Source organism: Marinobacterium iners, from assembly GCF_017310015.1.
GTDB lineage: Bacteria > Pseudomonadota > Gammaproteobacteria > Pseudomonadales > Balneatricaceae > Marinobacterium > Marinobacterium iners.
The window spans coordinates 3,646,614-3,659,411 of record NZ_CP022297.1 but is presented as its reverse complement, the minus strand read 5'-3'; the positions used below and the strand labels follow the sequence as shown (position 1 = coordinate 3,659,411).

Sequence of the window (12,798 nt, the reverse complement as noted above, 5' to 3'; positions counted from 1 at the left end):
ACCTGCCCCTGCGGCGGGTATCGGACGAGGTGGTAAAATGACTGACCGTCTGAAGAACGATTTTCAGTTTATTGACGTTGGCCGTCAGGGGCCGGAAAAAGTGCCGGCCAATATTCGCAAACAGCAGTTTGCAGAAATTTATGAACCGTTCCAGCCCAAGGATGCATCCTCCCAGGCACACCGCTGCCTGGAATGTGGCAACCCCTACTGTGAATGGAAGTGCCCGGTGCACAACTTTATCCCCAACTGGCTCAAGCTGGTGACCGAGGGGAATATCATGGAAGCGGTGGAGCTGAGTCATCAGACCAACTCGCTGCCAGAAGTCTGTGGCCGTGTATGTCCGCAGGACCGCCTGTGTGAAGGAGCCTGTACGCTGAATGACGGCTTTGGCGCCGTCACCATCGGCTCGGTTGAGAAATACATCACCGATACCGCGTTCGCCATGGGCTGGAAGCCTGATATGTCCAATGTCGAATGGACCGACAAGAAGGTGGCCGTGATCGGTGCCGGTCCTGCCGGTATCGGCTGTGCCGACGTTCTGGTGCGTAACGGCGTCAAGCCCGTGGTGTTCGATCGCTACCCTGAGATCGGCGGCCTGTTGACCTTCGGCATCCCGGAGTTCAAGCTGGAAAAAAGTGTCATGAGCCGTCGCCGCCAGATCTTTGAAGAGATGGGAGTTGAGTTCCGTCTCAACACCGAGGTCGGCACTGACGTGACCATGCAGCAGCTGCTGGATGAATATGATGCCGTGTTCATGGGTATGGGTACCTACACCTACATGAAAGGCGGTTTCCCCGGTGAAGATCTGGACGGTGTGCATGACGCACTGCCGTTCCTGATCTCCAATGTGAATCATTGCCTGGGATTCGAGAAGGATCCGTCCGAATACATCAGTGTCAAAGGCCAGAAAGTGGTCGTTCTGGGCGGTGGTGACACCGCGATGGACTGCAACCGTACCTCGATCCGTCAGGGTGCCGAGTCGGTTGTCTGTGCCTATCGTCGTGATGAAGAAAACATGCCCGGCTCCAAGCGTGAAGTCGAGAATGCGCGTGAAGAGGGCGTTCAATTCATGTTCAACCGTCAGCCGGTTGAAGTGGTTGGTGAAAACGGCAAGGTAACCGGCGTGAAGCTGGTGACCACTCGCATGGGTGAGCCGGATGAAAACGGCCGTCGTCGTGCGGAGGTGGTGCCGGGTTCTGAAGAGGTTCTGCCGGCTGATACCGTGCTGGTTGCTTTCGGTTTCCGCCCAAGCCCGGCGCCCTGGTTTGCCGATTTCGGTATCGAGCTGCACGAGGATGGTCGTATCAAGACCCAGGCCCAGCCGAACGCTGCAGGGCAGTTCGCATTCCAGACCAGTAATGCCAAGGTCTTTGCCGGTGGCGATATGGTCCGTGGCTCTGATCTGGTCGTCACAGCAATTGATGAAGGCCGCAAGGCCGCTGAGGGCATCCTGGACTTCCTCGAAGTCTGATTGCCTGGCTTGCCACTCGTTGTCGGGTGGTTAGTGTATAAAAAACCGGGTGCTGTGATGGCATCCGGTTTTTTGCTAACTGAATAAGCTGTGAGTCATGGCAGCAGCTTGGGGTTTTTATGTACGCTGGACTCACTTAATGGCTATCTGTAAACTTGACAAGTTGAACAGTGTAGTCATTGAAGCAGAGAGAGCAGACATTGAATACGCCAAAAGCAATCCAGCGCAACGCTGCACGGGCGGAAGTCCTGTCGCTGGAGCGACACAAACATCTGAAGTTCCTGCCGACCCAAAACTATAGCTTTGCGGCTGGTTTGTTGTATCTGCCAATACATGCTGACGAGGCTTCTCAAGTCGCACAAGACTACCCCATACTGTTTTCGTGTTCAGATGACGGCATTCCCTCTCTGTGTATGTTGATGAGAAGCCATCAGAAAAGCGCTTTGGACACATCAGGTCGATGGCAGGGAGTGTTGCCTGATGTGATACGACTTTACCCGTTTGGCTGGACGAACGACGGCAAAAACAATCGTTTGACACTATACCCTGATGCACCTCATTTTGCGGCTGACGGTGAAAAGCTGATCACCTCACGGGGTAAGCCGACACAAAGGCTGAATCAAATAATACAGGCAATAAAGCCTGTTCAGAATTCTTTTGCCGCAACGGCAAAACTGATGCAAGAGCTTAAAGAGCTTGAGGTTATCAAACCGCTTAAACTCAACTTTGCCGGAGGTGGGCAGACGCGGAGTGTCACTTTGTGGACGGCTGCTCATGCACCGAACAGCAGCAAGACAATATCCGCTGACTTGAAAGCCTTGCTTGAGATACACAAGCGCTCAGTTATTAAGCATCTCCAGCCGGCCCAAACAAAAGTTGAGCCAAAAGCGCAGCCTCAGGTACAACCCGATTCGGCAGTTGTCGAAACGGTGAAACCCTCAACGGTAACGGTCGATGACCTGATCAGCCGAGTGTGTGACCAGTATGACATCAGCGAAGATGATCTGCGCAGTCGCAAAAGAAGTGAACCCATTCGGCAAGCAAGAGCTACACTTTCGCAGCAGGCTGAAAAACATGATTGCCTTGAGCCGCTTGCTGACAGCTTAAACCGCACTGTCGCCACGATAAAAAAGTGGTGCTGACTTAACAAACATTGAAGTTCATATCACTACGCTTACAGTAGCAGGCTTCAGGTGCAACGGATTTGCCATGTTTGCGGGCATTAACCTCTTGCAGTGAATTCATCAATTTCAGGACTTAACATGTTCACACCGGTTATCATGGCAGGCGGCAGCGGAAGCCGGCTCTGGCCCCTGTCACGTCAGAATACGCCAAAACAGTTTCTGGATTTGGATGGCAGTGGTCATACACTTCTGCAAAAAACACTCTTACGGTTAGGGCCGGTACAACATGACACGCCCTTGATCGTCAGTAACGAGTCGCATCGTTTTCAGGTGGCCGAACAGCTTCGCCACGAAAGCCTCTTTAGCCGAATTATTCTTGAACCTGCATCGCGCAATACAGCCCCGGCTGTAGCACTGGCCGCGTTATCGTTGGTCGAGCAGGGTGACCCTGTGTTGTTGGTTCTGTCGGCTGACCACCATTTCGAACGCCCCGAAGAGCTACTTGCTGCGCTGGAAACCGGCTGTGTACTGGCGGCTGAAGGTCACCTGGTTACCTTTGGTATCTCACCTCAAAGTCCCGAAACAGGGTACGGCTACATATGCAAAGGCGAATCTTTGTGTGATGCTGTGTGGCATATTTCCAGCTTTGCAGAAAAACCGGATTTGGTTACCGCAACACACTACCTGAGCAGCGGTAAACATTTATGGAACAGCGGAATGTTCATGTTCAAGGCCTCAGTGTATCTGGACGAGCTTCAGAAATATGAGCCTGAAATGCTTGATCAGTGCCGAAAATCAATGGCAAAAGCCCAGGTTGATCCAGATTTTATTCGCCCCAATGCTGAGCATTTTATTGCCTGCCCCGAAAACTCCATTGACTATGCCGTTATGGAACGAACAGACAATGCATATGTAGTGGAGTTGGATGCAGGCTGGAATGATATCGGCAGTTGGAGCGCCCTGAGTGATATCAGCCCAAAAGATGACCATGGGAATAGCGCGGTAGGTGACGTGTGCCTGCTGGATACTGAGGATAGTCTGGTACATGCACACCACCGGTACGTGGCAGCACTGGGTTTGAAAGACTGCATCGTGGTTGAAACAAAAGATGCAGTACTCGTAGCGGCCAAAACCCACACCCAGCAGGTGAAAGACGTCGTTTTACGGCTTAAAAACGAAAATCGGCGTGAATATTCAGACCATACTCATATTCTGCGCCCCTGGGGAGAGTTCGACACCATCGATACCGGCCATCGGTATCAGGTAAAAAGGATAACAGTACAGCCTGGCGAGCAGTTGTCATTACAAATGCACTACCATCGAGCTGAACACTGGATCGTTGTGTCGGGAACGGCTCACGTCGTGTGTGGTGATAAAGAGCAGATACTGACTGAAAATCAATCTACCTATATTCCTGTAGGAGTAAAGCACCGGCTTGAAAACCCCGGGAAAATTCCCCTTGAAGTGATTGAAGTGCAGTCTGGCCATTATCTTGGTGAAGATGATATCGTAAGATTTACGGATATTTATGGGCGCTGTACTCCTGCCAGAGGGGCAGAATGAAAATTCTGGTTAATCTCAGCGTTCTTGCGCATGATATGAGTGGAATCGGGCGGTTTACTATGGGGCTTTTACGTGAGCTCATAGTAATGCCGGATGTGGAAGAATTATATGGTTTTTATTCAGGTAAGCTGCTGACAACCGATGAGGTTAAAACCTTTCTTGACTCTTTTCATGATGAATCGAGAAAAATGGCCTCTGCTGCGCCCTGGATTAAAAAAGTCGCTTCCGAAGTGCCTGGTAGTCGTAAGTTATTATACTTATACAGATCACTCCGAGCGCAGTCGATCGGAAAAAAATTAGAGGGGTTTATTTATTGGGAGCCAGGTTTTATTGCTCACCCCCTTAATATGCCAACCTATATCACTGTCCATGACCTTTCGCATATAGACTACCCTGAGTTTCACCCTGAGGGTCGAGTGAAAAACCTGAGTGCGCTATTGCCTAAAAGTATACAGTCATGTTCAGGAGTCATCACAGTATCGGATTTTTCCCGAAACAGAATAATCAAAGAATTTGGTGAGAATAAGCCCATTAGTGTGGTGTACCCTGGGGTTGATAACTCTTTTTTTGATATCACCGGTGGGCAAATGCTCACAGTTAGGGCCGCCTTGAAACTGCCAAGACGTTATATTTTAGCGGTTTCAACCTTTGAGCCCAGGAAAAACCTGGCTAAGCTACTCGATGCGTTTTTCAAGCTTCCGCCTTATTTAAGAGAACAATACCCGTTGGTGCTTGCTGGCTGTAACGGCTGGAAAACAGGGCCTCTTGAAGATCGAATTAGTGAACTGGAAAAAACAGGGCATGTCATCAGGCTGGGTTTTGTTCCACAGTCATATCTACCTGCATTATATGCTGCTGCAACAATCAACCTGTATGTATCTTTATATGAAGGCTTTGGTATGCCAATTGCTGAGGCAATGGCAGCCGGGACACCAGTCATTACGTCCAATAGAACATCCATGCCTGAAGTGGCTGGAAATGCGGCTATGCTTGTTGAGCCTGACTCGGCGAATGATATTGCGCGTGCAATCGAATCGCTTCTTGCAGACAAAGTACTTTATCAAAAGCTTGGTGAACGTGGGCGTGAGCGCTCCAGAAAGTATTCCTGGCAGGCCAGTGCGGCGGCGCTTGTTGAGTCCTTTCGGAAATAAAAATGCAACATTCAAATGGATTGGGTGTCATTCAAGTGCCTTATTTTATTAAACAAATATGGAGCCACCGGGGCTTTATTTTTGGCAGTGTGAAAAGAGAATTCCAGACCAAGTATCTGAATTCACTTTTGGGTGTGCTGTGGTCGATTCTTCAGCCATTAGCCATGATTTTGGTGTATACCCTTATTTTTTCACGCATAATGCAGGCAAAACTGCCTGGAGCGGATGAGGTTTTTGGTTATAGCATTTATTTGTGTGCAGGCATACTGACTTGGGGGCTGTTTACTGAAATAGTCAGTCGCTGTCAGAATACGTTTATTGAAAATGCAAGCTTGATAAAAAAACTGAATTTTCCCAGGATATGTCTTCCTGTCATTGTCTTGCTAAGCGCGTGTTTAAATTTCTTTATTATATTTTCTCTTTTTTCGCTGTTTCTGATCGTGAGTGGGAATTTTCCTGGGTGGTCGTATGTCTTGTTTTTCCCCGTTTTGGCCATCCTGACTGGCTTTGCAGTTGGTTTGGGTATCACGCTAGGTGTTCTGAATGTATTTTTTCGAGATGTGGGGCAGCTGTTTAATATAGTGCTGCAGTTTTGGTTTTGGCTAACTCCTATTGTGTATCCGGTGTCTATTCTCCCTGAGTCCCTTAGGCCGTATTTGTACCTGAATCCGCTGGCGGGGCTTATGGATGCCTTCCAGACTATTCTGGTGAATGGAGAGGTTCCCTCTCTTTATGGGTTGATATTACCTGCAGTAATGGCATTGCTGCTGTGTGTAGTCGGGTTGTCACTCTATAAAAAACATAGTGGTGATATGGTGGACGAACTCTAATGGGAAGAATTCGTGTTATAGGGCTTGGTAAAGCCTATAAAAAATATGCTGGTCGCTGGTCTCGGCTTGCAGAGTGGGTCGTACCGGGCTCTGGCCCAAGGCATGAACTGCTGTGGGTTCTACGCAATATCGAGTTTGAAGTGCAGCCCGGTGAAGCGGTAGGGATTATCGGCATTAATGGTGCCGGCAAGAGCACCCTGCTCAAATTGATCACGGGCACGTCACGTCCAACAGAAGGCAGCGTTGAACTGTCGGGTCATGTTGCGGCGCTGTTGGAGTTGGGTATGGGGTTTCACCCTGACTTTACGGGGCGTCAGAATGTGTTCATGGCTGGCCAGTTGCTCGGTTTCTCTCACAACGAGATCAGCCAAATGATGCCTGAAGTCGAGCAGTTTGCCGAAATTGGCCATTACATTGATCAACCTGTGCGCGTGTACTCCAGCGGCATGCAGATGCGCCTTGCCTTCAGCATCGCAACCGCAAAACGTCCTGATATTCTGATTGTTGATGAGGCTTTGTCCGTTGGCGATGCTTATTTTCAGCACAAAAGTTTTGACAGAATCAAGGCATTTCGGCGTGAGGGCACGACACTCTTGATCGTATCCCACGATAAGCAAGCCATTCAAAGCATCTGTGACCGTGCAATCATGCTTAACGGTGGCAGGCTTGAATATCAGGGCGCGCCCGAGGCTGTAATGGACTACTACAACGCCATGTTGGCAGAAAAAGCCAACAGCAAGGTCGAACAGATACAAATGGATGATGGCAGTACCCAGACTACTTCGGGTACTGGCGAAGCGAAAGTAGTTGAAATTACGCTGCTTAACCAACAGGGTGAAGCCGTAGAGGCTATTAACGTGGGCGAAACTGTCACATTGAAGGTAGTTGCCCATATTTACAAAGACATACCGCGCCTGGTGCTGGGGTATGGTATCAAAGACCGTTTGGGGCAGGTGATGTATGGCACCAATACGCAGCTGACTGATCAAGTTCAGTACGATCTTGTGGCAGGCCAGCAAGTGCAGTTTGAATGCTGCTTTCAAGCCAATCTTGGCCCCGGCAGTTATTCAGTGCAAACAGCTCTTGTCAGCACCGATACACATCTGGTTGATAACTATGAATGGCGAGATCTCGCCCTCGTATTCAACATAATCAACATCAACAAGCACCATTTTGCCGGATGTAACTGGATGCAGCCTCAAATAGGGATCACAACACGATGAGTATTGTCTCTTACGCACAAAACTTTGAAGATGTCATGCTCTGGCGTGCCCTTTCCGCTGTTGAACATGGGTTTTATATCGATATCGGTGCACAAGACCCTGAAATTGACTCGGTAAGTCTGGCTTTTTATGACAAAGGCTGGCGTGGACTGCACATAGAACCTTCTGCACGTTACTCCAATGTACTCAAACAGGCGCGCCCTGATGAGACGGTGTTGCAGGTTGCCGTTGCGGCAGAAGCAGGCGAGCTGGCGTTTTATGAGTTTCAAAATACCGGTCTTTCAACAGGCCGGGCGCTTATTGCCGATTCCCACGTTGACCATGGGCATGACTGTATCCAGACCGTAGTTGAAACGATAACGCTGGATGGCGTATTCGATACGGTAGGGTCACGTGAAGTGCATTGGCTCAAGATCGATGTAGAAGGGATGGAAGGAGAGGTGCTGTCAGGCTGGCGTGACTCAAGCCTGCGTCCATGGATTATTGTAATCGAAAGCACCTTGCCAGGGTCGCAAGAGGACACCTACCGGGTTTGGGAGCCTGTTTTAATCTCAAAAGGATACGTTCACGTTTACAGTGACGGCATTAACCGCTTTTATGTTTCAAGCGAGCACCCTGAATTGTGTGACGCGTTTAAGTACCCGCCGAATGTATTTGATGAATTTGCCTTGAGTGGTAAGGCCTCTCATTCATTTTGTCGTATTCCGAACCATCAAACCTATCTTGCCAATGTAAAGGCGGCTAAATCGGCTGAAGACGCATACCTCTCCAATGCTGAACGCCATCGTTTGTGGGATGAAAAAGAGCGTGTACAAGCTCAGTTGAAGCTGCGCGAAGCCCGGCTGTCGGATATGCAGGACGAGCATGAAGCGTTGACTGCAGCGTTGCATGCATCCAGAGCAAACGAAGCCGAGCTCCACAGCCAGCTTGCTCAATTGCTCGCCAGCCGGTCGTGGCGTATTACCGCACCGTTTCGCAAGCTGACTGATGTTGTAAAGCATGCCCGCTCAAAGGCCACTGGGTCAAAGCAATCTTGGGTCAGGCTGACTCTGCGCAGGTTGGACCTGCTGTTGCCTAGACTGGCGCGCTTCCTGTCACGGTATCCGAAGCTGCGCAGGGGGGTTCTCCGTATCCTTGGAAAAATGCCATGGCTGCATGAAAGGCTTGCTAACCGATTAGGGCGTTACGTGCATAAACAACCAAAATTCCAATCGTCTCTTTCGGCGGCTGAAAGCGCATTAACGCCACGGGCCCGCATGATCAACCGGCGGTTGTCCTGCGGATACACGGGGGCAGCTGAATGAGAATTGTCATAGACCTGCAGGGTGCTCAGGGGCAGAGCCGAAACAGGGGGATCGGTCGCTATACGCTGTCGCTGGTCCGGGGATTAATACGTGCGAACAAGCAGCATCAGTTGCTCTTGGCAATTAATGGTGCATTCCCCGATAGTGCGCAGGAACTGCGACAAGAGTTCTCCCGTTATTTACCAACTAACGATATCCACACCTGGTTTGCCCCTGGGCCTGTGAGCTTCATCAACCAACAACATGATGCCTGCCGAGAGGTATCCACCCATCTATATGAAGCGTTTATCAGCAGCTTAAAACCCGACTGTCTGCTTGTAACCAGCTTGTTTGAAGGTTTGGGAGATGATGCGCTCACCAGTATCTCAAGCCGTGATAAGCCATATTCCGTTGCGGTTGTTCTGTATGACCTGATACCGATGTTGCATCGCTCCCCCTATCTGGATAACCCAGTGCATGCACGCTGGTATGACGAAAAAACAGTCCAGCTGCGCCGTGCAGATCGGCTGCTGGCCATCTCTGAATCATCACGTCAGGAGGCGATTGAACACCTGGCGTTCACTGATGATAAAGTCATCAACATATCTTCGGCGATTGATGATTTTTTTAAACCGGTAAGCGTTGCACAAGAGCGAGAGAGCCGCTTGCGTGCGCATTATAATTTGAATAGGCCCTTTATCCTCTATACAGGAGGAATTGATCACCGCAAGAACATTGAAGGGCTGATCAAGGCGTTTTCGTTGTTACCGGTCGCTTTGCGTGACCGCTATCAGTTGGCTGTTGTGTGCTCGGTAACAGAGCAGGATCGGAACCGGCTGTTACATGAAGCAGAGCGTGCAGGCTTGCCCGAGCAGGCTTTTGTCATGACAGGGTACGTGCCTGAACAAGATCTGCTTGAATTATACAACCTGTGTGAGCTGTTTGTGTTTCCTTCTCTGCACGAAGGTTTTGGCCTGCCTTGCCTTGAAGCCATGGCATGTGGTGCGGCAGTCATTGCTTCAGACAGAACCAGCCTTCCAGAAGTGGTTGGGAATCACAATGCCTTGTTCGACCCGACCAATCCACGTGAAATCAGCCGCGCAATTGAACGCTACCTGACCGATGATGGCCGGCTTGATGGGCTGAAAAAGTACGGCTTACAGCAGGCGCGCAAGTTTTCATGGGCGATAACCGCCCAGCGGGCATTGTCAGCACTGGAGCAAATGGAACCACCAAAGCGTATCAAGCGGTCTGACAAGCCAAGGTTGGCATTTGTATCACCCCTGCCGCCTCAGCGCAGTGGTATCAGTGACTATTCAGCCATGTTACTGCCCGAGCTGGCGCAATACTACACGATTGACCTTATTAACGACGAGCCTGAACAGACCGTCACGTTTGCAGGCAACGATTTTACAATGCGTCCGGTGGAATGGTTGATTCAGCATGCACATGAATATGACCGTGTTCTGTATCAGTTTGGAAACTCAGCATTTCATAGTCATATGTTTGAGTTGCTGGATACAGTGCCGGGTGTTGTTGTGTTACATGACTTTTACCTCTCGGGGGTCATCGCCCATCGCGAGTATGCCGAACAGCTCAATCACTCATGGGCAACAGCCCTCCACCTCAGTCATGGTTATGAGGCGTTGGCCGAGCGCGTTCATGCGAAAAATCCGGCAGATGTTATCTGGAAATACCCCTGCAACCTTACAGTTTTACAGCAGGCATTAAATGTCATCGTACATGCCCCGTGTTCAATCAGAATGGCACAGCAGTGGTACGGCCATGCCGCAGCGTACCCGTGGCGAACAATACCACTGGTACGAATACCGGCCGAAACAGGCCCTGAAGCCAAACGCAAAGCCCGCGAGGCGCTGGGTATTCCGCCAGATGCGTTCGTGATATGCAGCTTTGGCTTTATAGGGCGCAGCAAACTCAATCACCGGCTGCTTGATGCCTGGCTGAACAGCGTTCTTGCCAGCCGTGCAAATGCCTATCTTGTTTTTGTCGGGGAAAACGAGCCAGGCGAGTATGGCGCAACCTTGGCGAAAAAAATTGACGGCAGCTCAGCCTGCGGTCGTATCAACATCACCGGCTGGACCGACGCCGATGACTATCGGCGTTATCTGGATGCAGCCGATGTAGGTGTGCAGCTGAGAACGCTGTCCAGAGGCGAAACCTCAGCAGCGGTACTGGACTGTATGAACCATGGCCTGGCAACCATAGTCAATGCCAACGGCAGTATGGCTGATTTGGATGCCAATGCTGTTGTCATGTTGCCAGACGTGTTTGAAAATGAGCAGCTCACGCACGCGCTTGAGCGCCTGGCCGATGATGAGCAATACAGGCATCACATGGGCAAAACCGCATCAGCGCAGATACACAGCAGGCACGCACCACAACAGTGCGCCGATCTCTACCGTGAAGCGATTGAAGACGCCTACGCCAGCGCCCACGGTAACGTGGGGTACCTGGCCGATGTGCTTGCGGGTACTGAGCATGTGATACATGCCAGTGAAGATGAGCGCTGTACCATAGCGGCCTGTATCGATGCCTCGATAAAAGAGCCTATACGGCCACCGGCATTGCTCCTGGACATTACTGCACTGGTTCAGAAATCAGACACTTCGCAAACGAACTTGACGGCACACCTGGCTGAGCGCTGGCTGCATAACCCGCCCGGACCTTACCGTTTTGAGCCGGTATACATGACGGAGTCGGGCGAAATTAAATATGCGGCAGCCTTTGCGCTGCGTCTATTGAGTTGCCCTGACGACATACTCCGTGACGAGCCTGTAAGCCTGCGCAGTGGCGATATTTGGTTGGGGCTTGAGTTGCCGGATGCACACCATGAGCGCATGGCACCGCACTACCAGTCATGTTCAGCAATGGGGGTGCATGTTGCGACCGCATCGACGGCTGAACTGCCCGATGATGCAACCACAAAGGTAGAAGCGCTTGAACAGCTACTGCGTAGTGATACATCGGATGCGCTTCAAATATTGGTTGATGTATCAGAGCTTGCGCTCAGAGATGCTGGCACCGGCATACAGCGAGTGGTGCGCAATATTCTGCAACAATGGGAACAGTCGCCGCCCTCTGGTTGGTGTGTCCGATCCGTAGTGGCAGACACCGCAATAGAAGGCTACAAACGATTTGATACCGGAATGCAGCTGCGTCAGTTGGGGTTTCCAACCGGCCTGTTGCCTGAAAAGCCTCTCGTGACACGTCCCGGGGATATTTTTCTGGGCCTCGACCTGCAGCCCGCTGTTGTTGAGCGGCAGCAGTCAGTCTATCGCCACTGGCGTGAACAGGGTGTCTGGACGGCATTTGTAGTCTACGACCTGCTGTGCCTGAATTATCCACAGTACTTTTTGCCGGGGGCGGAAGAGAGCTTCACCGCCTGGCTGGATGTGGTGGCTGAAGCCGATCAACTGATCGCTATTTCCCGCACGGTCGCCAGCCAGCTCGAAAGCCGCCTCGCACGCCAGTCACATTGCCCGGTCATCAGTTGGTTCCACCTGGGCGCAGACCTTGACCCCGATACAAAGCGGTCCGCAGCACCTGCCACCCACACCCAGCCCGCTGCCGCCCTGGAATTTTTAATGGTTGGCACACTTGAGCCCCGCAAGGGGCACGACCAGGTACTGGCTGCGTTTGAGCGGCTCTGGCAGAATGGCGCCGACGTAAGCCTGGTCCTGGCGGGTAAACAAGGCTGGATGGTGGACGAGCTGGCACAGCGCATAACCGACCACCCCGAGTTGGGTCGCAGGCTTTTTTGGCATCAATCGCCAAGCGACATGCAACTGCGTCGGCTGTACCAGAATGCGCACTGTTTGATCGCCGCGTCTTTTGATGAAGGCTTCGGCTTGCCCCTTATTGAGGCATCACGTGAAGGGTTGCACGTTATGGCGCGCAATATCCCTGTATTCAAGGAAGTCGCCGCCGAAAACGCCACCTTGTTTGATGCCAACAGCCCGGCTGAACTGGCCTCTGCCATCGAACACTGGCTGACAGCATATAATCAGGGCAGCTTGCCCCCGCCGGGTGAAATACCGTGGCAAACCTGGGAACAAAGTGCGCGTCAGCTTATGGACCGCTTGCGTTTGAATGGCATGGTTGCCTCAAAAAACCGTCAATTGCATTAACTTCA

8 protein-coding genes are annotated in these 12,798 nt (G+C 51.2%); all 8 read left to right on the top strand.

Annotation, left to right across the window (positions count from 1 at the left end):
* The first annotated feature begins 37 nt into the window (after positions 1-37).
* The 8 genes from CFI10_RS17235 (at position 38) to CFI10_RS17200 (ending at position 12,793) form a co-directional block, all read left to right on the top strand.
* Complete coding sequence (locus CFI10_RS17235; protein ID WP_206836918.1) at positions 38-1,471, top strand: FAD-dependent oxidoreductase; 1,434 nt, start codon at positions 38-40, stop codon at positions 1,469-1,471.
* 200 nt (positions 1,472-1,671) lie between these two features.
* Positions 1,672-2,613: a SapC family protein gene (locus tag CFI10_RS17230; protein ID WP_206836916.1), complete on the top strand. Its 942-nt coding sequence runs from the start codon at positions 1,672-1,674 to the stop codon at positions 2,611-2,613.
* Positions 2,614-2,733: 120 nt separating this feature from the next.
* Complete coding sequence (locus CFI10_RS17225; protein WP_206836913.1) at positions 2,734-4,158, top strand: mannose-1-phosphate guanylyltransferase/mannose-6-phosphate isomerase; 1,425 nt, start codon at positions 2,734-2,736, stop codon at positions 4,156-4,158.
* Positions 4,155-5,309 (top strand): glycosyltransferase family 4 protein, encoded by a 1,155-nt coding sequence (locus CFI10_RS17220; protein ID WP_206836910.1) that lies wholly within the window; start codon positions 4,155-4,157, stop codon positions 5,307-5,309. Before CFI10_RS17225 ends, CFI10_RS17220 begins: the two co-directional genes overlap by 4 nt.
* 2 nt (positions 5,310-5,311) lie before the next feature.
* A complete protein-coding gene (locus CFI10_RS17215; RefSeq protein WP_206836906.1) occupies positions 5,312-6,139 on the top strand; it encodes an ABC transporter permease in 828 nt (275 codons plus the stop codon).
* Positions 6,139-7,362 carry an ABC transporter ATP-binding protein gene (locus tag CFI10_RS17210; protein ID WP_206836902.1) on the top strand — a complete coding sequence of 408 codons (1,224 nt, stop codon included), beginning with the start codon at positions 6,139-6,141 and terminating at the stop codon, positions 7,360-7,362. The genes CFI10_RS17215 and CFI10_RS17210 overlap by 1 nt, the downstream gene beginning before the upstream one ends.
* Entirely contained in the window at positions 7,359-8,666 is a 1,308-nt protein-coding gene (locus CFI10_RS17205; protein WP_206836900.1) for an FkbM family methyltransferase, read from the top strand. Before CFI10_RS17210 ends, CFI10_RS17205 begins: the two co-directional genes overlap by 4 nt.
* Positions 8,663-12,793, top strand: a complete 4,131-nt coding sequence (locus tag CFI10_RS17200; protein WP_206836897.1) for a glycosyltransferase — start codon at positions 8,663-8,665, stop codon at positions 12,791-12,793. The genes CFI10_RS17205 and CFI10_RS17200 overlap by 4 nt, the downstream gene beginning before the upstream one ends.
* The last annotated feature ends 5 nt before the right edge of the window (positions 12,794-12,798 follow it).